Below are 21,835 nucleotides of genomic sequence, written 5' to 3' on the forward strand. Positions count from 1 at the left end.
TCGCATGACAGTACAAATCAACCTGGACGCGCAGATCGCGGAGATGCATCTGCGCGCCTACCCCAACGAAGAAATCAACGACATGCCCCTGCGGAAGTGGGAAGGCGAAACACGTGTCATCCGCAACAACAAGCAATTGGACTGGGCATTGGCACGTATGGAAAGCGAACCCCTGCTCGGATTCGACACGGAAACCCGGCCCGTGTTCAAAAAAGGCCACACCCCCGGACCGCCCAACCTGCTCCAGCTGGCCACCGTGGACCGCGTGTTCGTGATTCAGCTCCAGCACGTGGGCCTGGACAACGGCCTGGCCGAACTGCTGGGCAACAAAAACATCATCAAATCCGGCGTGGCCGTACACGACGACCTGGTGGGCCTGAAAAAGCTCTGCCGATTCACGCCGCAAAGCTTTGTGGACCTGGGACAAATCTCCCAGCAGGTGAACATGCAGACCCACGGCCTGCGCAACCTCGCCGCAAACCTCCTCGGATTCCGGGTTTCCAAAAGCGCGCAATGCTCCAATTGGGCCCGTGATCCACTCTCCCACAAACAAGTGATCTATGCGGCCACGGATGCCTGGATCAGCCGCGAACTCTTCATCGCCTTCCAAAAACTCGGCATTCTTTAATTCGCAAGGCACAAACAACTGCCCCTTGGCAGCAAAAAGGCACCGGCAGAATGTCGGTGCCTTTTTTGGGGCGTTTTTCCGGCCACGCGGCCACGCCCTCATTGCATTGTGGCGCACAATGCCGCGAAGTACGACTCCGCGGTCTCCATCGTGCCTGCCCTGTTCGGTGATTACCGCGGGAAACGGATCTCGACCTGCTCTTCCAGATCGCCCCGCTCCACCACCTCACCGATGACGTGCGCAGGTTGGCCATGCTGCGCCAGCACCTCCAGGGCCGCGTCCGGCTCCGGGGTAATGACCACATAGCCTACGGAGCAGTTGAATATCTGCAACATTTCGGGCCAGGAAAGTTCGCCCTGCTTCCGCAACCAGTCGAACACCGGCAACATGGGCCAGGAACCAAATTCCACCTGCACGGCCACATCCTCGGGCAGCACCCGGGGGATATTGTCATAAAATCCGCCGCCCGTGACGTGCACCATGCCATTGACCTGGACCTTGTCCAGCAGATGGAGCACGGATCGGGTGTAGATGCGGGTTGGCTCCAGCAGGGTTTCGGCCACGCTTTTTTCTCCGCCCGGGAACGCGTCGTCCCCGCGCAGGCCCGATTGATCAAAAAGTTTACGCACCAGGGAATACCCGTTGGAATGGATGCCCGAGGAGGCCAGCCCCACCACGGCGTCACCCGGGCGCACAGTCTTGCCGTCCACCAAGCGGGACCGGTCCACCATGCCCACGCAGAACCCGGAAAGATCGTACTCCCCGTCCGGGTAAAAGCCCGGCATTTCTGCCGTTTCGCCGCCGAGCAGAGCACATTGGGACTGTCGGCAGCCCTCGGCCACGCCCGAGACAACGGCCTCGGGAACACCGCTGGTCAAGCGACCAGTAGCGAAATAGTCGAGAAAAAACAGCGGAGCCGCGCCCTGCACCAACACGTCGTTGACGCTCATGGCCACCAGGTCGATCCCCACGGTGTCGTGCTTGTCGAACAGGAAGGCCAGCTTAAGCTTGGTGCCCACGCCGTCGGCACCGGAAACAAGCAACGGCTCCTCCATACCCGTCAGATCGGGGCGGAACAGCCCGCCGAATCCACCGATCTCCGTGACCACGCCCGGGGTAAACGTGGATTTGACCATATCCTTAATGCGCCCGACAAAGGCGTTTCCGGCTTCAATGTCCACGCCGGCAGCCTTGTATGCGTCGGCGCGACCCTTGGCGTCGCTCATTTCGTGCTCCTTGGGGGGTGATTGGAAAGAAGGGATGATAGGCGGGATGCGCACGGAGTTCAAGTCCCGGCTTCCGCTCTTGTGTCGGGGTTTTGACCCGCAAGCGCGTGCGGCCTGCCTTGCCCGCGCTTTTTCGGGCTGTTACGCACAGGCCCGATTATTGCTTGCCCTGTTTCAGGGGGCCGGATATTCACGCCCCGCAAGGAGGTTGCCATGCGTTCCCGTCTGATGATGCTTTACGTGGCATGCGCCCTGGTCTTTGCCGCATACTTCACGGCAGGCCTGGCCCAGGGCCGCAGTTTTGAAAACAAGGACACCGCCGCAGACCGTCAGGATTCGGTGTGGGGTACCCGGATGCAGCAGGGGCAAAGCTACTTCGGCACCGATGAAAATGAAAATTCCGTATGGGGGTATCGCCCGGCCGCACCGGACAAGGAAACCGACTGGTACGACAAGGTCATCCTGACCGTGGACCCCAATGTGGATTGGGGAAGCGACCCTGCGGACGAATAAGCCTGATTCGTCAACCAACTATCGCCAAGCACTTCACTTTTCCCGTTCGTTGCAGTAGCCTGGGAACACGGAGGTGCGAGATGCTCGAGGCCCGCTTATGGCAACCGCTGAATGATGACCGAGTGCAATGCCGTTTATGTCGCCGAATGTGCGTCATCGCCCCGGGAGAACGCGGGTATTGCGGTGTCCGCGAAAACCGGGACGGCATTCTATACTCCCTGGTCTACGACCGGCTTGCGGCCCTGAACCTGGATCCCGTTGAAAAAAAGCCGCTGTATCATTTCCTGCCCGGCAGCCAGACCTTTTCCTTTGGCACGGCGGGTTGCAATTTTAGTTGCGCCTTTTGCCAGAACGACTCCCTTTCCCAACTTCCGCGCCAGGGCGGCACCATTCCCGGCCGCGTGGCCGGACCGGCCGAACTCGTGGACGCGGCGCTTCGCAATCAGGCCACGTCCATCGCCTACACCTATTCCGAGCCTACCATCTACTTTGAGCTGATGCGCGACACCGCAACCCTGGCCAAAGAGCAGGGATTGCGTAATATTTTGGTTTCCAACGGCTACCAGGGTCCGGAATGCCTTGAAAAACTCGGACCGCTCATCCATGCCGCCAACATCGACCTCAAAGCCTTTACAGACACCTTTTACAAGGATCTGTGCGGAGCACGTCTGGCTCCGGTGTTGGAAAACCTTCGCATCATGCGGGAAATGGGCTGGTGGCTGGAGATAACCACACTGGTCATTCCCGGGTGGAACGACGAGCAGGCCGAGCTCATGAGTCTGGCGGGATGTATTGCCGAGACCCTGGGCAAGGACACCCCCTGGCACGTTTCCCGCTTTCATCCCCAATTCCGACTCATGGACACGCAGCCCACCCCCCTGCCCACCCTGGAGCGTGCCTTGCGCGCCGGACACGAAGCAGGTTTGCGCTACGTGTATATCGGCAACGTACCCGGCCATGAGGCCAACCATACGTTTTGCCCGGGTTGCGGCGAGCGGCTTGTGGAACGACTGGGATTCGGCGTGCGCGACTACCGTATCGGCGACGGTCACTGCCCGGATTGCGGACACCCCATCGCCGGGGTGTGGAACTAGCCGACGGCCCCAAAACGACTTCCAGCGTTGGCAGTGCAAACGATTGCAACGCCGTTTCAGGAGAAATCATTGCTGGGTGCAAACACGGATTCTCGCCGCCAAAGCATATTCCACGACTCCACGCCATTTCAGCGCTTCAGAACGGTTGCCATTGCCGTGCTTTTTCCGTAACAGTATCCACCCGTCGGGGCGTGGCGCAGACTGGTAGCGCGCCTGCTTTGGGAGCAGGATGCCGGGGGTTCAAATCCCTCCGCCCCGACCAATTAAATTCAACTGGTTAAGACATAATCTGGTGGAGATGTCAAAACCGTGTAGGTACAAATATAGGTACAAACGGCTTTAGGCCACCCCCTTACGCCGCCCTTCCCTCCAGTTCAGATTGGCACCGCACGCACCGCTCACAGCCAGGCAAAATCCGGCTCAGGCCATACCCTTGTGCACGGCAAGGTCCAGCACCATTTCGTGCCAGCAGGCGCCGCCGTGGTCCGACGCGCTCAGGCCCGCGTCACGGTAGCCCAGATGTTCATACATGGGTACCAGCCGATCCTTGCAGAGCAGCAGGATTCGCTGCTTGCGCATCGCCGCCCCACGTTCGGCATAGGCACGCATGAGCTGCCCGGCAATGCCACGCCCCTGGAACTGCGGCAGCACGGCCAGGGAAAAAACAACCAGATTGCTCCCGTCCGGATCATGCCCCACCAGCTTTTTGAACGCTTCGTCCGTGATATCGGTCTTGTGCGTAGCTCCGCTGTTGACCATGCCCACCACGACCCGCTTTGCTCCACGGGTTTCGGCCACTAAAAATCCCTCGGCATACGTTTGGAGACGCACCTGCACGGACTGCGGGTCCGCAGCCTCGGCCGGAGGAAAACACGCGGCCTCAAGAGTACAGCACGAATCCAGATCCCTGGGTTCGACTTGGCGTATCGCGACATCACCCATCACAATAGTCATAACTATTTAATATCCTTTCATCCATTGTCGTTACTGCTTCAACGCTATTTTCCATAGCCCTACCTGGCTTCGGAACAGCGTTACGGATTGTTACAAACATCTCAATCGCTTGCATTGCTGATCGTTCCAGGGTAGTCGAGTTTGATTCTCAGGCTACATTTCAAGCCTGCGCAACAGGTTACGGATCATGGACGGATCATGGCATGATACTGCAACGTCGCCCCTGCCCCCACTGCGGGACCACCACCTATCAGAAGTTCATCAACTGTCTGCGGTGTCCGCTTACATCCCGATCCTATTGGCAATGCCTGGATTGCGGCGGCAAGATTTCCGCCCGGACCATGGAAGCCACTCCCCAAACCGGAAGACCGGGCAAGCAGATTTTAAAAGTCTGACCTTCGTCGTTTTCTATGCCCTTTCCTGGGCTTCCTGCCGCCCACCGAAGACAACACCATATAAATAAAACATTCTTGTTTTCAGTCGATTGCAGAGGTAAAAAATCAATCAAAATCCGCCATCAGCGCCCCCACCTGCACCCCTGCCACTTCCGGCGTTTCCTGAAACCTGCTGCGCAGACGCCAGACAGCTTGATGCAGCTGGTCCGCGCTGATGCCATTGCGAATGGCGGCGTACGCCTCGATAAACGCGGCGATGCTGTCGCACATCTTCAACAGTTCCCCATCCTTGGGGTCAAACCCGTCCTTATTGAAACGCCGGGCCAGTTCCACGCTTTCCACGCGTTGCACCTTTCCGCCCCGCACTACGCAGGCCGTGAACTCGGATCCCACTTCCTTGCCCAAATAATATTCCAACCGGGCCGCGATATCCGTGTACCCCCCGCCGCGCAATGGTTCCAGGACCATCTGCTCCAGCTCTTTTTCCTCGTAGGCCCGGATCAAGTCCGCGATTTCCGGTGCGGACTGCTTCACCGGCGAAATGATGTCCCGGGTGAGCAATTCCGGTAAATCATGAAACAGGCCGGTGAAAAAATTATTCTGCCGCCGGGCGCGGCAGGCGCCCACTTCCAGGCTGAAGAACCAAGCATAGGCCGCCACCAGGAACACATGCCCCAGCACCGTGGTTTCCGGCACGCGGGGCGTTTGGGACCAGCGCTGCTGAAAACGCAAATGCCCGCACAGCGCGGCAAGCCGGGCCATGGCCCCGGCCTGGGATTCATCCGCCAGTCCGGCCAGCAATTCCGGCACACCGGCCACACCCGACAAGGCATCCAGCCGGTCCAGAAAGCTGCGTTCGATCTCATCCATATCGTAGCCGAACGGATTCAGCCCCTTGATGAGCTTGAATTCGGAATAGCTGGCGTAGAGGTGGGCGGCCGAAAGAATACGCCGGGCCTGGGTGTCCTCCTCGGGGACACGGAGCCAGTCGGTCATGCGGCAGAGAAACTCCTCGCCCAGAGGAGCCAGCAGGGGGCGCAGCGTTTTGAGCACCCAGTCCGAGAGCCTGGCGTAATCATCGGGGTTGGCCTTGATGCGGTAAAAAACCGGAGGCTTGATGTCCGTGATGACCAGTCGGAACAGGTAGTCGAACATGCCGCCTTCTACCACCTGGTCACCAAGATTCAGGCGGGTGCCTTCATCCATGTCCCGACTGTTGAGCATGAACAGCAGCCAGGCCACAATCATCTTGTGCGACTGTTTATCCACTTCCACAAGCTGCAATGGACGCAGTTTGTCGTTCCAGCGTTTCATATACGCGCCGGAGAACACCAGGTCCAAGAGTCCTTTTCGGATCATGGGTCGTTGCATGGTCGCCTCCCTTTCCTGGTCCCTACACGCCAAACGCCGCGGCCACAAGGAGCGCCCGTATCGTTGCCATTTTCGGGAAAAAATTCTACATATACTTCAGACTGACAACCCCAACGCCATCAAGCCCGGAGGAATCGTTTCCATGCCCATGAAGAAAATACTGCTCGGCGCGGACGGCTCGGACCACTCCAAACATGCAGCGCGTTACGCTGTGGATCTGGCCAAAGCCTTCGGTTCCAAGGTGCTTATCGTAACCACCTATCGCGGGCAGACCATTGTTACCAACGACCCCGCACACCAGTACACCATGAAGGAGATGCGGCGGCGGGCCAAGCACCGGCAATCCTGGTATCAGGAACTCCTGGATAAAAACGACGTCCCCTGGGAATCCCACATATTGGACGGTCCCGCGGCTGAAGCCATTGCAGACACGGCCCAGCGGCGCAACGCCGACATCATCATCATCGGCTCACGCGGGCGTTCCAATCTCGTGGGCATGATTGTGGGCAGTACCACCAACGCCTTGATGCACATTGCGGACTGCCCCGTGCTGGCCATCCGGCTCAAGCATCGGCTGCCCAGCGCCAAATAATCTCACGCACACAGCCTCCACGCAAATGACCCCGGGACGGTCCTACCGCTTCCCGGGGTCGTTCGTCATGCGGCACTCTTCCCGTGCTCAGGATTCCCGCTCCAGAAGAGCCACGCACTCCACATGCGCCGTATGTGGAAACTGATCCACCGTGATCAGCCGCTTCGGAACATAGCCCAATTCCGCGGCATCCCGCGCCAGAGCGGGCGGATCACAGCTCACCGCCACCACGCGGGAGGGGGCCATGCGCCGCAACGCCTGCACCAATGGCGCGGACATGCCGCCACGCGGCGGATCACACACCACCACGTCGGCTTGCGGAAGCCGCAATTCCTCTTCCTTGTCGCCGTCCAAATCCCGCACCTCAAAGGTACAGTTCTCCAGACCATTGACCTCGGCGTTACGCAGGGCGTCCTCCACGGCCGCAGGCACCACCTCCAGCCCGGTGACCTTTCGGGCATGGTCGGCCAGGGTCAACGCAAATCCACCGGCACCGCAATAGAGATCGAGCACATGCTCGTTGCCGCCCAGTCCGGCAAATTCCAGCACTGTGCGGCAGAGGATTCCAGCCGTTTCGGTATTGGGCTGAAAAAACGCGTCCGCGGAAATATGGAACCGCAATTCCCGGGAACCTGTGGACAGCCGCTCCAACAAACGCGGCCGCCCCAGCGACATGACCCGGCGTTCGCCGAACGCCAGTTCCAGACCGCTTTTCCGGGTGGAATGCACAAAACCGTCCGCCCCCATTTCGGCCGTAAGATATTCTCCCAACGCCTTGGCCGCATCATGCTTGGCCTTATCCGGCGTGGTAATCAGATGCACGAGCTTCCGGCCGTCCGCCTCGCTGCGGCGCACCACCAGGTGTCGCCAGTATCCTTTACGATTCCGGGGCGACCAGGACGGGATGTTCGTCTCCCGGCAAAACTCCGCGGCCTCGCGCACCAAAGCAATGGCATCATCATGCATGAGCCGGCAGCCAGGCACATCCACCACCTCTTTCGCGCCGCGCCGACGCAAGCCCAGCACCAGGTTGTCCCCCTGTCCGGTAAACGCGAATTCCATTTTATTGCGGTAGCCTTGAATTCGGGGCGACCCCACAGGCTCGAGCACCTCTTGGAATTCCAATCCGCCCAGTCGCTCCATGGCGTCCCGCACCTGGGCGTGCTTTTCCCGCAATTGCGCGTCATAGGCCAGATCCTGGTGCAGGCATCCGCCGCACTCGCCGAAATGACGGCAAAACGGCTCGGCCTGTTCCGGGCTGCGTTCCGTCACCGCTTCCAGCACGGCTTCAGCAAACCGTTTTTTCACCTTCACCAGCCGGGCCTTGACGGTCTGGCCGGGCAAGGCCCGTTCCACAAAAACAACCCTGCCGTCCACGCGGGCCACGCCGCGTCCACCATAAGCCAGGGATTCAATGTCACATTCGATGATCGTGTCTTTTTGCATAGGTGTCCTATATATACGTTCACGCGGTCAGATGGAACCGCCGAACATTGAAAATTACAAAATTATATACCAAATTCGGTGGAAACCCCACAGAAACCATGTTGACAAAATCAAGCCGTCTTCCCTAGCCTCTTTCCCCATGATCGACAAGGCCACCGCCCTGGAAGACATCCTCCGCCGCCTGGACAAACTCCCGGACCGGCATTGCCTGGATTTACGAACCTATAAGCGTAACCGGTCCCTGCTGCTCCGCCGGATCGGACCGGATTCCTTCGAGGTATGGGAAGATGGTTACGTGCTGGAGCGGCACGCCGCCGATCGCAAAGGCATGCGTAAGCTGCTGAAGACACTTTTTAAACGGGAATTTCCTCGCTCCACCAAACTGCGGCTCTACCAGCTGGGGGAATGCGATCCCACCCAGCGACGGGAGTTGAAAAAACTGTGATGATCCCCTGCGGCAATGCCGTGGCTGAGGTGCTGCGCCATGCAGAGCGACCCGGGTTCACGGGCGTGACCCTACTGAGCTACAAGCGGGACCGTTGGGTGTGCGTCCGGCCGATCCATGCTCCTTCCGGCGATTCGAGCCGCTTTCTCGTGGAGGAACGAGGATTTACACACCAGGACAAAACCTGCGAACGCCGGGAATTGCGCGGGCTGCTCAAACGGCTTGTGCGCCGTGAGTTCCCGCGCTCCAACAAGCTCCATCTGCGCCTGGACAAATCCCGGATCAATCCTCCAGTTTGACCAGACCGGGTACGCCCTTGGCATCAATCAGTTCCAGAGAAAAATGCCCCACCACCACCTTGCTGCGGATCCGCACGGGAATGCGCCGATCATCGGCCGTAAACCACATCTCAATTCGCGCATCGTCGCTTTTCTTGAACACGCCGCCCAAATCCTTGGTCTCCGGCTCCACCCGGAAACAATCCAGCGGGCCAAACGGGGTATCCAGGGTTTCACGCCCCACTACCCGGCCGGATCCGTTGACCATTTTCTTGCCGTCCGTGACCCAGCCTGAAACCACGCGATCCTTGAACAGCCAGTGCGTGCGAAAGTGGAAAAGAATGGCCAGCGGATCCAACACGTCACCGGGCAGATCCAGGCTGTTCTTGAACCCCTTTTTGCCATATCGGTCCACACGCCCGGCAGTCCAATCCATATCCAGAATGGTGTCGCGGTGATAATCCCCCTCACGCTGGTATTGCTCAAAACGCAAGGTCCGGTCCACGGTCATGTCCGTCCAGGAGTCAATGGTGTCCCGCACCTTGTAGAACGAATCAATGAAGGGTGAGGAGCGCGCCTCTGCCCGAAAATGCCGGGCAGGAATCCCCTTGATCTCGGTATCGGGCAACACGGAAACACTGGCCGTCCCCGCATAGACCACGGTCCAATAAATTTCATATTCCAGCCGCTCCCCGGGCGCGTACGGCCAGGAGCGTTTCAATCCCGCCCAGGACGCATTGATCGGAGCAAACACCACCAGCAGGGCAACAAGGCATACGCACCAGCACAATGGCCGGGCTGGACGCCATGGAATCCGTGACATTTCGACCTCCGTTTCCGTCAAGACCACGCGTTGCCTTCTCACGCCACGTTCATACCATTCCCCCTGCTGATTCGCCAGACCGGGCCGTGCTCCACGCGAGGCTGCCGTGGTCCCGCGGCCTTGCGTTGAAATTCCGTATGGAGTGCATGGCCATCAACCCGTGACACGAAACAGACATTCTTGACACTACAATCCCGGCCATATACACATCGTGTTACGAATTGTATTTTTATCCAACCTGAATGGAGGAATAATGAACGCACGACGCCTGCTTCCCCTGCTCTGCCTGGCTTTGATTTTTGCGGCTTTGCCTGCCCAGGCTCATGAATTTCTTGTCAAACCCGTCAAGCTGACCGTGCAAAAGGGTGAGGTAGTCCCCTTTTCCGTGATTTCCTCGCATGTTATGATGGTTTCCGAAGAGGTGGAACCGCAAGAGCACGTCAAGCTCGCCTTGGTGGAGGGCAAATCGTCCACGGCCTTGAGTGTAACACCCAACCCCATGCTTTTCACCCTGGACGGCCAACTCAAAGCCAAAAGGGAAGGCACCGCAATTCTGGCCGGTCATCGCGAAGGCGTTGTCTGGACGCAGACCACTAAAGGCTGGAAGGCCGCGTCCATGAAGGGGCTGGACGGCGTGATCCAGAGCAACAAATATGAAAAATTCTGCAAGACGCTGCTCACCGTGGAACACGGCGATGATGGCTGGAAACAGGTATTGGGTCAGAAGCTGGAAATCGTCCCGCTGAGCGATCCCACCATGGCGCGCCCCGGGGATGAACTGGGCTTCAAGGTGCTGCTGGACGGCAAGCCCGTGACCACCAACGGCGTATTGGCCACGTATGACGGTTTTTCCTATGAAACCATGGCCTTTGCCTACTCCGGCGAACCGCGCGACGACGGCTCCGTGTGGGTCAAGGTCACGGCTCCGGGCGTGTGGATGGTTCGCGTGGAACACAAGATCAACCAACCCACCGAGGATTACAACGGCCACGTGATCCGTTCGGTTCTGATTTTTGAGGTGCAATAAATGCGCAACGGTTTTTGCCGGACGCGACAGGTACGAATCGGGCTATGGACCTTGGTAGTCCTGGCGGCCTGGCTCAGTGTCCCGAATCCTTCGCACGCCCACGGCATCCGACGCATCAACTATGAGCAAATCGCCCAGGTGGTGGAGGCCACGTTCTCCGACGGCACCTTGGCGTCGTATGCTGAAGTATTGATCTACCCGCCGGGCGGCGGAGACGAGGAGTTCCAAAACGGACGCACGGATGCGCGTGGACGCTTCGCGTTTCTGCCGGACCGCCCCGGCACCTGGCTTGTCAAGGTCAATGCGGGCATGGGCCACGGTTTTGACATGGAAATCGAGGTCCGGCCGGATCAGACGGTTCCTTGAGAACCCCTTCATGGCACACCGCCCGCACGTCCTACGCAAAACGTGCGGGCGGTCCCTGCCGAAGATGCTGCAACCCGTAGCGCCGGCCACGCATTGCATCATTATAATATTATAGCATTGCAAAACAGCGGACCTGAGGCCTTGCTCCGCTATTTCAGCCGTTCCACCAAAAGCACCTGCAGCTGCTGCGCCAGGCCCGTGTCATAACCATTGTCCGCAATGAGTGCGCGCACCGCCTCCAACCGGTCCATGGGTTCGGCGTACACCCGCTTCGTGATCATGGCACACCAGGAATCCACCAGCGCGCAGAGGCGTCCCAGGGAGGAAATGTCGTCCCCGCTGCGCTTTTGTGGATACCCCGAGCCGTTGAGCCGTTCATGGTGCTCCATGACGCACTGTTCCAGTTCGGGATATTTGATGTCGAGCTTGGCCAACATCTCCACCCCGTGCATGGGATGCTGCAAAATTTTATTGCGTTCGTCCGTGGTCAGGGGGGATTCCTTGTCCACGATGAACTTGGGCACCTTGCTCATGCCCATGTCATGCAGGAACAGCCCCAGGGTCAACCGGTCGAAAAACTTCCGCCGGACTCCGCCTTCCTCAAAATTATTGGTGTAGATGAACCCGTAGAGGGCCAGTCCCACGATGCCGCAATTGAAGCAATGGCGGGCCAGACTGTGTTCCTTGTGCAGCCGGCGCATGAGCGCGCGGACGCGGTGAATATCCGTAATCAGGTACTCGGTCAGCACCATCAGGTCTGTGTAGAGTTTTTGGAACACGGGCTTCACGGGCTGGTCCAGGAATTCCTCCAGCCGACGGGTCAATGCCTGGGTGAAGATGTCCGCAATTTCGCGTTCATGCAGATTCTTATCAATGAGCACCAAATCCAGCTGGTAGCTGATGTGCTTGACGTAGACCGCATGGTCCTTGCGGGAAACAAAGATCAGCCCCTGGTTCGTCAATTCGGGCAGTTCCTCGGTCTGCTCCATGCTCAACCGCCCGCCCACGCGATAGTACGGCTTGAGCCGGACCACATCCTCCTTGAGAAAGAAAATGTCCAGCGGGGGGCGGAACTTGTTGAAGCTACTAAGGATATCCGTATTGATCTGGTAGTATTCCTCGTTCAGGCCTTCGGGGACATCGATTTTTGCAGCGCTCATACTTACTTCTCGTAGACCTTGACCACATTGGTCTGGGTTTGGAGCTGCCGCTTGTTGGTGGGCTGCCCCGCAGTGAGGATCACGCTGTCCCCCTCCTGAAACGCCTGATGCTCACGGATGTACCGTTCACAGCGCTCCTGGTGGTTTTCCTCGTCCGTCGGCGGTTCGGCCGGAATCACTCCCCAGGAAAGCTGGGTAAAATGCCGGGTCCGACGATCCGCGCTGAGTGCATGAATGGGCTGGCGAGGCCGACAGGCCGAGAGAATCCGGGCCGTGGCGCCGCTGCGGCTGTGGCAGACAATGGCCCTGGAGCGGCTTTTATCCGCCAGCATGCAGGCGGCATAAGCCAGGAACTTGGCGGTCTGGTCCTCGTATGCCGGGGCAACGGGCCGCGCCTCCTCAAAGAAGTACGCTTCGGCCTGCGCCGCGATCTCGCCCATGTAGCGCACGGTTTCCACCGGGTATCGGCCAATGGCCGTTTCCTCCGAAAGCATGATGCAGTCCGCGCCGTCCAGAATGGCGTTGGCCACGTCCGTGGTCTCGGCGCGGGTGGGCATGGGACTGGAAACCATGGACAGCAACATTTGTGTCGCAACTATAACGGGTTTTCCCGCATGGTTGCAAGCGCGGATGATTCGCTTCTGGAGGGAAGGCAATGTGGGCAGATCACACTCCAGGCCCAGGTCGCCCCGCGCCACCATGATACCGTCGGACTCTTCGATGATCCGATCCAGATTGCGGATGGCCTTGGGCCGTTCCAACTTGGAAACCACAGGCAGCGTCCGGCCGTACTCCCGCATCAGGGACTTGAGCCGGGCCACATCCTCGGCCTCCTGCACATAGCTGATGGCCACCATGTCCACTCCAAGCTCCAGGCCCACCTTGAGGTCGGCCCGGTCCTTGGCGGTGACGGCTTCCAGGCTGATGTCCTTGCCCGGGAAGGAAATACCCTTACGGGGCGGGGCTATACCAGCGTTCACAGCCACCATGCGGACCAAGAGTTCCCCCAGCCGCTCCGCCACCTTGAACCGGAGCATGCCGTCGGACAGGGCCACCACTTCGCCGGGTTTGAGGCTGCGCAGAATCTCGGGTTGATCCAGGCAGATAAACATCTCGTCCCGACCCTCTTCCTGACCGGGGGCACCCAGAAGGATTTCCGTATCCTTGGTCACTTCCAACGTGCCCAGGCCGATGTCGCACGTGCGGATCTTCGGGCCGGAAAGATCCTGCAGGATGCTCAGGGTTTCCCCGGTTTCCTGTTCCAGCTCTCGGATAATGGCTACCAGGCGTTCAAACCCTTCCCGCCCACCATGCGAAAAATTCAGTCGAAAGATCCGCGCCCCGGCCCGAACCAGTCCGAGAATGGCATCCCGGTCGGAACTGGCGGGTCCGAGCGTGGCGATGATCTTGGTACGCATCTGCTATTGTCCTCCTCCGCATATCGCGGTGTTGGTCGTACCGGCATAACGGTCCGGCGGCCGTTTTCCAAGGAAAGGATATTCTTGTTCGTCCCTTCCTGCCCGTGAACTGTCCATAGCATACGGCAGGCCGAAATCACTAACCATTATTTCCATCCCCCGCTTTCCCACCTTCCACCCGGCGCCCAAAAATGTCCCGCAATCAAGGTATAATCACGTTTTTTACAAAGGTGAAAATCTTTTTCCTGTTGACAATATGCCATAAAAGGGGCAGGGGTGGTGAAAGGGTGTAATTAAGTGGGAGAATGAGGGGTCAAGTGGTTTCGACCCCGGCACGAGGGATGGGCGCATGAAATTCCGTGGACAAGCGTACCGCAATTTGGACGCCAAGGGGCGTCTTGCCCTTCCGCCGAACTTCAAGGACATGCTCCTGGAAGGCTCTGCGGACGGTACGGTCGTGCTCACGCTCTACGAACGCCACGTCATCGGCATGACCCCTCATCAGTGGGAGATCACCGAAGTCGAACTGGACAAGAGGCGCCATCCCAGCCGTAAGTTCCAGATCATGCAACGCATCCTCTGGTCCGGCTACGAAGAAGCCCGGCTGGACGCACAGGGACGGCTGCCCATCTCCGTAAACCTGCGCAAAAGCGGTCGGCTGGACAAGGAAGTAGTGGTCATGGGTTCGGGCGCCCGTTTTGAGATCTGGTCCGTAAAGGAATACGAAGAGTTGCTGTCCATTGATTGCGATGTGTCCGAAGAACTTGAAGAAAACGACATCGTACTCCCCTTCCTGGGAGGTGGCCATGCCGTGTAACGCCAACACCGATCCCGGCCGTCTGCACACCACCGTGCTCCTGCACGAGGTGGTCGAATGGCTGCGCCCACGGCCCGGCGGACGGTACCTGGACGGCACCCTCGGCATGGGCGGCCACTCCCTGGCCCTGCTGGATGAGGCGGAACGGCAACGCACCCCTGCCGATCCCCACGCCGAACTCATCGGCCTGGATCGCGACGAACAAGCCCTGGAACAGGCCGAACAACGACTCGCCCCCCACGGGGATCGGGTCCACCTCTACCACCTGCCCTTCAGCCGCTTTGAAGACGCCCTGGACGACAAACAATGGCCCGGCGTGGACGGCGCCGTGCTCGACCTGGGGGTCTCCTCCCTGCAACTCGACCGCGCCGAGCGCGGCTTCAGCTTTTTGGAGTCCGGCCCGCTGGACATGCGCATGGACCCCACCGACGGACAGCCTCCGGCCCGCACCCTGGTCAACAAAGGCTCCTACTCGGATCTCAAACGCATCCTGCACCGCTACGGCGAGGAACCCCAGGCCGGACGCATCGTCAAGGCCATCCTCCAGGCGCGGGAGGAAGCTCCCATCGAAGACACCCTGCAACTGGCCCGTATCGTGGAACAGGCATATCCCGCCAAATGGCGGGCCAAGGCACGCACCCATCCCGCCACCCGCACCTTCCAGGCCTTGCGCATCGCCGTGAACCACGAACTGGACGAACTGGAATACTTTCTGGACCGCATTGCCGGGCGGCTCAATCCCGGTTCCCGCGTCTGCATCATTTCCTTCCACTCCCTGGAGGACAGAGCCGTGAAGCTGGCCTTCCGGCGCGCCGCCAAAGGCTGCGTCTGCCCGCCGCGCCAGCCCATGTGCACCTGCGAGCACGAGCCGGAAGTAAAAATCTTGACCAAGCGGCCCCTCAGCCCCTCGGAGGAGGAGGCCGGGACCAATCCGCGCAGTCGGAGCGCCAAACTGCGCGTGGCCGAACGACTCACGCCAGGAGCCGAGGCATGAGTTCGGCACGATCGGAAACCGCACCCCGGGAAACGTCCGCCCACAACGGCTTTCTGATGATTCTGGCGCTGGTATTACTGGCTTTGGGCCTGCGGCTGGCATCGGTCTGGCTGAACATAGAACGCACCGAACTGGCCTACGGTATGGAACAGGCGGAAAACGAAATGGAACGGATCACCCAGCATGTGGACAAGCTGGAAGTGGAGCGCAACAACCTGCTCTCCCCCTACCAGCTCAAAAAACTGGCCGCACGGCACGGGCTGGGTCCGGCCGAGCCTGGACAAATCCGCAGACTGCCGGTCCAAGACTGAGCGGTCTCCTGAACAGACGGAATACGGCATGAGAGCGAAACGAGAACATAAACGTCCCGGTCCCAGCGGTTCCAGGTTGATCCTGGCCGGGATTCTGTTCGCCCTTGTGTGGGCCGGACTGTGGGTCCGGGCCGGATGGATTCAGCTCTACCGCGGTCCCAAGCTGGAACAACTCGCCGCCAAGCAAACGCTGTCCACCGAGTTCGAACGCGGACGACGCGGGCGCATCCTGGCGCGTGACGGCGATCTGCTGGCCACCAGTGTGGAAGCCAAATCCGCGTACCTGCGGCCCGTGGAAGTCTCGGACCGCGGCACCACCGCCAAAGCCCTGCACGATATTCTCGGGGTTTCCGAACAGGGACTCAAGGCGCACCTGGCCTCCCGAAAAAATTTCATCTGGATCAAACGGCAGATCACGGATCGGGAAGCCGTGGCCCTGACAAAAGCGGACCTGGACGGCGTGTACCTCACCAGTGAGTATGTACGGCTTTATCCCCAGGGGCGGCTTGCCGGCCAACTGCTCGGATTCGTGAACATCGACGGCAAGGGCATGGAAGGGCTGGAACGCGCCTTTGAACCCCGCCTGGCCGGGGGCAAGGCCGAACAAGTCAAGCTGCGCGACGCCTCGGGACGACGTCTCTACCTGGATGCCCAGGGACGGGAAGTGGATATCGACGGCCAGGATCTGCGCCTGACCATTGACACGCATATCCAGGACGTGACAGAGCAAGCCCTCGCCGATGCCGTGACCCGCTTCAAAGCCAAAAGCGGCACCACTGTGGTGGTCCGCGTGCCAACAGGCGAAATTCTGGCCATGGCCAGTTATCCGTTTTTCAATCCCAATGCGTATCGCCGTTCCACCGCCGACATCCGTCGGAACAGGGCGGCCATGGACGCCGTGGAACCCGGGTCCACCATGAAACCGCTGCTTTTTGCCGCGGCATTGGAAGAGGGTGTGATCACGCCCGACAAGCTCATTGACTGCGAGGAAGGACGCTACAAGGTCGGGCCGAACTGGATTCGCGACCACCACAACTACAAGTGGATGTCCGTAAACAAGGTACTGCGCTACTCCTCCAATATCGGCGCCGCGAAAATCGGTGAAGCCCTGGGTGCCCAACACTATTTCGACTACCTCCGGCACTACGGTTTCGGAGAACGCTCCAGGCTTGCTCTTCCGGCGGAATCCCCGGGGATTCTCCGGCCCGTGCGCGAATGGAACGAATTCGACCTGGCCGCAGCTTCCTTTGGTCAGGGCATCAGCGTCACAGCCCTGCAAATGGCCCAGGCCTTTTTGCCCATTGCCTGCCAGGGCGTGCGCCAACCGTTGCGGCTCGTGCTCCTGCCCAAGCAGGACGCGGATTTCGGCCCGCAGGACCGGATGTTCAGCCCGTCCACGGCCAAACAGGTGCTCTCCATGATGACCGAAGTGGTTCAGGAGGACGGCACGGGCCGTTTCGCACGGATTCCCGGTGTGACCATGGCGGGTAAGACCGGCACGGCGCAGAAGGCCACGACCACCGGAGGATACGGGGACAAATATCTCTCCTCGTTCGTGGGACTGGTTCCCGGCGACGATCCGGAACTGCTGGTGGTGACCATGGTGGACGAACCCGAGACCACCAACGCAGGCGGCAAAGTGGCCGCTCCAGTGGTCAAGGAAGTGGCCATGCGCACTCTGGCCTACTATGGCCGTCTGCCCGATCCGTCCAGTCCCGCCTTTGAGGTGGTTCCCGACGGCGAGGCCGTGGCCGAGGCCGCCATGGCGCAGCAGAACACGGGGCCGCCCGAGGCTCCGAAACCCGTGTCCGGTTCATCCTTTGAGGGAGGGACCACACCGGACGTCACTGGAATGCCGTTGCGCCGCGCCATGGAAATCCTTGCGCGCGGCGGCGTGGTTCCGGTGCTCAAGGGCAACGGCATGACCGTGACGGGCCAACGGCCCGATCCGGGACAGCCCTGGCCCGAAACGGGAAACCAAGGGGGGCAGGATGTTTTTATTCTCTGGCTCTCATAACGAAAAACGTAGGAAAGGCATGTCGCAACCCAATCAACCCACATGGACCGAGCTGCTCGCGCTGGCGGCGGACGGACTGCGCGTGCGTACCGACTCCCGCAAAGTGCTCCCTGGGGAGGTGTTTGTCGCCTTGCCGGGCAGCAGTGTGGACGGCACCCGGTTCATCCCCGATGCGCTGCAAAACGGCGCCAAATATATCGTCACCCAACAGGAAGGCACCTGGACCCACGGCACGGACGCGGCTCTCCTGGTCCGGCCCGACGCGGCCGAAGCCCTGGGGCAACTTGCCCGCGCTCATTTTCACGCCGACAATCAACGTCTGCGGCTCGTGGGCATCACCGGCACCAACGGCAAGACCACCACGGCCTTCATCATCGAACACCTGCTCTCGGCCGTGGGGCTGAAGGCGGGACTGATGGGTACCGTGGCCTACCGCTGGCCCGGGTTCTCCCTGGACGCAACCCTGACCACCCCGGATTGCTGGACCCTGCACGAACTAATCTGCAACATGGCCCACAGCGATGTTGACGCCGTGGTCATGGAGGCTTCGTCCCACGCCATCGAACAAAAACGGGTGGCCGGACTGGAATTCGACGTCACCGTGCTTACCAACGTGACCCAGGACCACCTGGACTACCATGGAGACATGGAGCACTACTTCAACGCCAAGGCCGCGCTCTTTCGCGAACGTCCGAACAAGGACAAGGTCTGGGTGCTGAACTATGACGACCCCTACGGCCGTCGGCTGCTGCCCGAGGCCCACAACGCCCTGGCCTATGGGCTGGGTCCGGCGCCGGAAGATACGGACGCCCTGCACGGGGAAGTGCTCTCCTCCACGGCCTCGGGCCTGCACATGCGTATGCATCACCAAGGCAATCAGTGGGAAATGCACTCCAAGCTCATCGGCAAGCACAATGCCCTGAACCTGCTAGCGGCCCAGGCCGTAGGACTCTGCCTCGGACTGTCCCCGCGGGATATGCGCAAGCTCGAAGCGTTTCACGGTGTTCCCGGCCGTCTGGAGCGGGTTCCCAATGACCAGGGGCTGGATATTTTTGTGGACTACGCTCACACCCCGGACGCCTTGATCAACGTGCTCACGGCCCTGCGGGAGATCACCGAAGGCCGCTTGCTGGCCCTGTTCGGCTGCGGCGGCAACCGCGACCGCACCAAGCGCCCGCTCATGGCCGAGGCCGTGGCCAAGCACGCGGATGTGGGCATTCTCACCTCGGACAATCCCCGGCATGAAGATCCCGTGCGCATCATGGACGATGCCTGGCCCGGGCTGGCCAACTGCCACCTGGCCCTGCGCGAAGTGGACCGCTATGCGGCCATGGAACGCGCCGTGGCCATGATGCAACCCGGCGACGTTCTGCTTGTGGCCGGCAAGGGACACGAGACCTACCAACAGGTCGGCGACGAAAAACTGCCTTTCTCCGATGTGGAATCCGTGGCCAAGGCCATTCAGGAGGTGCTCGGGTGACCCTGACCCTGCGTATGGCGGAACGCCTCCTGCTCGGCGATGCCGAAACCGCGCCCCGGGACGATGTCCGGTTCACGTCCGTATGCACGGACAGCCGTGCCGTGGAATCCGGTAGCCTGTTCGTCTGCATCGAGGGGGAGCGGTTCGACGGCCACGCCTTTGCTGAAGCCGCTGTCCGCGCTGGAGCCGCAGCCGTTGTTTCCTCAAAGCTGCTTGATCTGGACGTTCCCGTATTCATGGTTCGGAACACCGTTCAGACGCTGGGTCTTCTGGCCCGAGGCTGCCGCGACGCAGCCCATGCCCGTGTGCTGGCCGTAACAGGTTCGGCAGGGAAAACCACGGTCAAGGAACTCATCGCGGCCATGGCGCAGCAAGACCGCTCGGTCAGCCGCAACGCCGGAAACCTGAACAACCAGATCGGCCTGCCTCTTTCCATTTTCCGCGCCGATCCCAAAGCCGCACTCTGGGTCATGGAACTGGGCATCAGTAAGCCAGGAGACATGGACGAACTCGGGGTGGTGGCCTCCCCGGACATGGCCGTAATCCACAACATCGGCTGCGCCCACCTGGAAGGACTGGGCGACCTGGACGGCGTTGCCCGGGCCAAGGCCTCTCTGTTGCGTCACCTCCGGCCTGACGGCCAGGCCGTGGTCAATGCGGACCACCCGGCCCTGCTCCGGGAAGCCCTGGCCCTGCGGCCCGATCTGGTGCGCTATTCCACCACGGACAAGGACTCTCCATATTTCTGCTGCTTCACGCACAATCTCGCGGAAGGTCGCGGTCGATATTTCATTCGCACGCCGAAGGAACAAGGCCACGTCGAGGCTCCATTCTGTGGGGCGCATTTCGCCGAGAACCTGGGGGCCGCCGCAACAGTGGGCCATCTGCTGGGCCTGGACCTCGCCGCGCTCCAGGCCGGGCTGGATGCGCTTCATGTCCCCGGGCAACGCTTTGCCTGCCGCGACCTGCACGGCGTCACCATCATCGACGACACCTACAACGCCAACCCCATTTCCATGCACGGCGCCATCCGCACCGCCCACGACATGGCCCGCGACAACGGCCTGCCCCTGGTGCTGGTCCTGGGCGACATGAAGGAACTGGGCAATGCGGCCCGATCCGAACATGAAGCCCTGGGTGCGCTCCTGGCCGAATGCCGACCCGAAGCCGTGTTTTTTCATGGCGAACATGCCGAGGACGTGGCCCGCGGTTGCCGGTGCAACGGCTTGGTCCGGCCCGTTGCCGAACCCGATGCCCTGCTTCGCCACTGGCGCGAGCTGGACGCGGCGTCATCCGCCGCTGGCGCGGTGGTCCTGTTCAAAGGATCGCGCTCCTGCCGCATGGAAAACTATGCCCAGGCGCTGCGCCGGGAGCTGGATAACCGCCGGGAGGCCCACGCATGATCTACAATCTGCTCTATCCCCTCTCGGACTCCATCAGCGCGTTCAACGTATTCCGGTACATCACCTTCCGGTCCATTTATGCGCTGCTCACGGCCCTGATCATCTCCATCCTGCTCGGCCCGAGCGTGATCCGCTGGCTCAAGCGCATCAAGTGCGGCCAGTACATCCGCGAAGACGGCCCGGCCCACCAGTGCAAGGAAGGCACCCCCACCATGGGCGGACTCATCATCGGCCTGGCCGTGATTTCCAGCTCCCTGCTCTGGGGCGATCTGACCAACGCCTACCTCTGGTTGACCCTGTTCGTGTATGCAGGGTTCGGCGCTGTGGGCTTTGCGGACGACTACATCAAAGTGGTCAAACACCGGAACCTGGGACTGTCCGCCCGTGCCAAGTTCGGCGGGCAAATGCTTGTGGCCATGCTCGCGGTGGCCACGCTGCTTTCCACGCCGGATTACAACACCGTGCTCACGGTGCCGTTCTTCAAGAATCTGCATCCGGATTTGGGCTGGTTTTACCTGCCCTTGGCCGTATTCGTCCTCGTGGGTACGTCCAACGCCGTGAACCTTACGGACGGCCTGGACGGGCTGGCCATCGGTCCCTTCATCGTCAACGCGGCCTGCTTCGCCCTGTTCATCTATGTGGCCGGACATTCGGACATGGCCGATTATCTGCACGTGGCCGCGGTCACGGGCGTGGGCGAGGTTACGGTATTTTGCGGCGCCCTGGTGGGGGCTGGACTCGGATTCCTCTGGTACAACGCCTACCCCGCCCAGGTCTTCATGGGCGATGTCGGCTCCCTGAGTCTCGGCGGTGTTCTGGGATTTCTGGCCGTGCTGGCCAAACAGGAACTGTTGCTGGTCATCGTTGGCGGAGTCTTTGTCTTCGAGACCGTGTCCGTAATTCTCCAGGTGGGCTATTTCCGGTTTTCCGGGGGCAAGCGGATTTTTCGCATGGCTCCGCTGCACCATCATTTCGAACTCAAGGGCATTCCGGAATCCAAAATCATCATCCGGTTCTGGATTCTGTCGATTTTGCTGGCGTTGGTGGCGCTCTCCACCCTGAAGCTGAGGTAGGATC

At 60.4% G+C, this 21,835-nt stretch carries 23 protein-coding genes and 1 tRNA gene; 17 read left to right on the top strand and 7 right to left on the bottom strand.

Annotated features, from left to right (window positions below):
• Positions 1-4 precede the first annotated feature (4 nt).
• The gene (locus B5D49_RS01720) at positions 5-628 is read left to right on the top strand and encodes a 3'-5' exonuclease (protein WP_078715914.1); all 624 of its coding nucleotides are present in this window, start codon (positions 5-7) and stop codon (positions 626-628) included.
• 170 nt (positions 629-798) lie between these two features.
• On the opposite strand, the gene purM is transcribed toward B5D49_RS01720, so the two are convergent.
• Entirely contained in the window at positions 799-1,854 is a 1,056-nt protein-coding gene (gene purM, locus B5D49_RS01725) for a phosphoribosylformylglycinamidine cyclo-ligase (protein WP_078715915.1), read from the bottom strand.
• Between the two features lie 213 nt (positions 1,855-2,067).
• Between purM and B5D49_RS01730 the strand changes: the two genes are divergently transcribed.
• The 3 genes from B5D49_RS01730 (at position 2,068) to B5D49_RS01740 (ending at position 3,723) form a co-directional block, all read left to right on the top strand.
• Entirely contained in the window at positions 2,068-2,367 is a 300-nt protein-coding gene (locus B5D49_RS01730) for a hypothetical protein (RefSeq protein WP_078715916.1), read from the top strand.
• A gap of 80 nt (positions 2,368-2,447) precedes the next feature.
• A complete protein-coding gene (gene amrS, locus B5D49_RS01735; protein ID WP_078715917.1) occupies positions 2,448-3,461 on the top strand; it encodes an AmmeMemoRadiSam system radical SAM enzyme in 1,014 nt (337 codons plus the stop codon).
• A 185-nt stretch (positions 3,462-3,646) separates the two neighbouring features.
• Positions 3,647-3,723: transfer RNA gene (locus tag B5D49_RS01740), tRNA-Pro, on the top strand.
• Positions 3,724-3,881: 158 nt separating this feature from the next.
• Here the strand turns inward: B5D49_RS01740 and B5D49_RS01745 are convergent.
• Positions 3,882-4,415 (bottom strand): GNAT family N-acetyltransferase, encoded by a 534-nt coding sequence (locus B5D49_RS01745; RefSeq protein ID WP_234990592.1) that lies wholly within the window; start codon positions 4,413-4,415, stop codon positions 3,882-3,884.
• 203 nt (positions 4,416-4,618) lie between these two features.
• Between B5D49_RS01745 and B5D49_RS01750 the strand changes: the two genes are divergently transcribed.
• The gene (locus B5D49_RS01750) at positions 4,619-4,810 is read left to right on the top strand and encodes a hypothetical protein (protein WP_078715918.1); all 192 of its coding nucleotides are present in this window, start codon (positions 4,619-4,621) and stop codon (positions 4,808-4,810) included.
• Positions 4,811-4,915: 105 nt separating this feature from the next.
• Here the strand turns inward: B5D49_RS01750 and B5D49_RS01755 are convergent, their stop codons facing one another.
• Positions 4,916-6,181, bottom strand: coding sequence for an HD domain-containing protein (locus tag B5D49_RS01755; RefSeq protein ID WP_078715919.1), 1,266 nt, complete (start codon positions 6,179-6,181; stop codon positions 4,916-4,918).
• Between the two features lie 142 nt (positions 6,182-6,323).
• Here B5D49_RS01755 and B5D49_RS01760 point away from each other — a divergent pair, with 142 nt between their 5' ends.
• Entirely contained in the window at positions 6,324-6,773 is a 450-nt protein-coding gene (locus tag B5D49_RS01760; protein WP_159447102.1) for a universal stress protein, read from the top strand.
• Between the two features lie 87 nt (positions 6,774-6,860).
• On the opposite strand, the gene rlmD is transcribed toward B5D49_RS01760, so the two are convergent.
• On the bottom strand, positions 6,861-8,219 hold the full coding sequence (gene rlmD / locus B5D49_RS01765) for a 23S rRNA (uracil(1939)-C(5))-methyltransferase RlmD (RefSeq protein ID WP_078715921.1): 1,359 nt from the start codon (positions 8,217-8,219) through the stop codon (positions 6,861-6,863).
• 139 nt (positions 8,220-8,358) lie between these two features.
• Here rlmD and B5D49_RS01770 point away from each other — a divergent pair, with 139 nt between their 5' ends.
• Positions 8,359-8,664 (top strand): hypothetical protein, encoded by a 306-nt coding sequence (locus B5D49_RS01770; RefSeq protein WP_078716041.1) that lies wholly within the window; start codon positions 8,359-8,361, stop codon positions 8,662-8,664.
• Positions 8,661-8,963, top strand: coding sequence for a hypothetical protein (locus tag B5D49_RS01775; protein ID WP_144019049.1), 303 nt, complete (start codon positions 8,661-8,663; stop codon positions 8,961-8,963). Before B5D49_RS01770 ends, B5D49_RS01775 begins: the two co-directional genes overlap by 4 nt.
• Here B5D49_RS01775 and B5D49_RS01780 read toward each other — a convergent pair.
• Positions 8,947-9,765 carry a DUF3108 domain-containing protein gene (locus B5D49_RS01780; protein WP_078715923.1) on the bottom strand — a complete coding sequence of 273 codons (819 nt, stop codon included), beginning with the start codon at positions 9,763-9,765 and terminating at the stop codon, positions 8,947-8,949. The genes B5D49_RS01775 and B5D49_RS01780 overlap by 17 nt on opposite strands.
• A 253-nt stretch (positions 9,766-10,018) precedes the next feature.
• On the opposite strand from B5D49_RS01780, the gene B5D49_RS01785 reads away from it, so the two are divergent.
• Complete coding sequence (locus B5D49_RS01785; RefSeq protein WP_078715924.1) at positions 10,019-10,792, top strand: DUF4198 domain-containing protein; 774 nt, start codon at positions 10,019-10,021, stop codon at positions 10,790-10,792.
• The gene (locus tag B5D49_RS01790) at positions 10,793-11,158 is read left to right on the top strand and encodes a hypothetical protein (RefSeq protein WP_078715925.1); all 366 of its coding nucleotides are present in this window, start codon (positions 10,793-10,795) and stop codon (positions 11,156-11,158) included.
• A 149-nt stretch (positions 11,159-11,307) separates the two neighbouring features.
• Here the strand turns inward: B5D49_RS01790 and B5D49_RS01795 are convergent, their stop codons facing one another.
• Both B5D49_RS01795 and pyk read right to left on the bottom strand, forming a co-directional pair.
• Positions 11,308-12,318, bottom strand: coding sequence for an HD-GYP domain-containing protein (locus tag B5D49_RS01795; RefSeq protein WP_078715926.1), 1,011 nt, complete (start codon positions 12,316-12,318; stop codon positions 11,308-11,310).
• A gap of 2 nt (positions 12,319-12,320) precedes the next feature.
• Positions 12,321-13,736: a pyruvate kinase gene (gene pyk / locus B5D49_RS01800; RefSeq protein WP_078715927.1), complete on the bottom strand. Its 1,416-nt coding sequence runs from the start codon at positions 13,734-13,736 to the stop codon at positions 12,321-12,323.
• Positions 13,737-14,085: 349 nt separating this feature from the next.
• On the opposite strand from pyk, the gene B5D49_RS01805 reads away from it, so the two are divergent.
• From B5D49_RS01805 to mraY, 7 genes are read left to right on the top strand one after another with little or no spacing between them, the layout of a single operon-like run.
• Positions 14,086-14,553: a division/cell wall cluster transcriptional repressor MraZ gene (locus B5D49_RS01805; protein WP_078715928.1), complete on the top strand. Its 468-nt coding sequence runs from the start codon at positions 14,086-14,088 to the stop codon at positions 14,551-14,553.
• Positions 14,543-15,547, top strand: a complete 1,005-nt coding sequence (gene rsmH / locus B5D49_RS01810; RefSeq protein ID WP_078715929.1) for a 16S rRNA (cytosine(1402)-N(4))-methyltransferase RsmH — start codon at positions 14,543-14,545, stop codon at positions 15,545-15,547. The genes B5D49_RS01805 and rsmH overlap by 11 nt, the downstream gene beginning before the upstream one ends.
• Positions 15,544-15,858 (top strand): hypothetical protein, encoded by a 315-nt coding sequence (locus B5D49_RS01815; RefSeq protein WP_078715930.1) that lies wholly within the window; start codon positions 15,544-15,546, stop codon positions 15,856-15,858. Before rsmH ends, B5D49_RS01815 begins: the two co-directional genes overlap by 4 nt.
• A gap of 28 nt (positions 15,859-15,886) precedes the next feature.
• Entirely contained in the window at positions 15,887-17,875 is a 1,989-nt protein-coding gene (locus B5D49_RS01820) for a penicillin-binding transpeptidase domain-containing protein (protein WP_078715931.1), read from the top strand.
• Positions 17,876-17,894: 19 nt separating this feature from the next.
• The gene (locus tag B5D49_RS01825; RefSeq protein WP_234990593.1) at positions 17,895-19,355 is read left to right on the top strand and encodes a UDP-N-acetylmuramoyl-L-alanyl-D-glutamate--2,6-diaminopimelate ligase; all 1,461 of its coding nucleotides are present in this window, start codon (positions 17,895-17,897) and stop codon (positions 19,353-19,355) included.
• Positions 19,352-20,758, top strand: coding sequence for a UDP-N-acetylmuramoyl-tripeptide--D-alanyl-D-alanine ligase (locus tag B5D49_RS01830; RefSeq protein WP_078715933.1), 1,407 nt, complete (start codon positions 19,352-19,354; stop codon positions 20,756-20,758). Before B5D49_RS01825 ends, B5D49_RS01830 begins: the two co-directional genes overlap by 4 nt.
• On the top strand, positions 20,755-21,831 hold the full coding sequence (gene mraY / locus B5D49_RS01835; RefSeq protein ID WP_078715934.1) for a phospho-N-acetylmuramoyl-pentapeptide-transferase: 1,077 nt from the start codon (positions 20,755-20,757) through the stop codon (positions 21,829-21,831). Before B5D49_RS01830 ends, mraY begins: the two co-directional genes overlap by 4 nt.
• The last annotated feature ends 4 nt before the right edge of the window (positions 21,832-21,835 follow it).

Origin of the sequence: Paucidesulfovibrio gracilis DSM 16080 (assembly GCF_900167125.1) — a bacterium.
GTDB classification, from domain to species: Bacteria; Desulfobacterota; Desulfovibrionia; order Desulfovibrionales; family Desulfovibrionaceae; genus Paucidesulfovibrio; species Paucidesulfovibrio gracilis.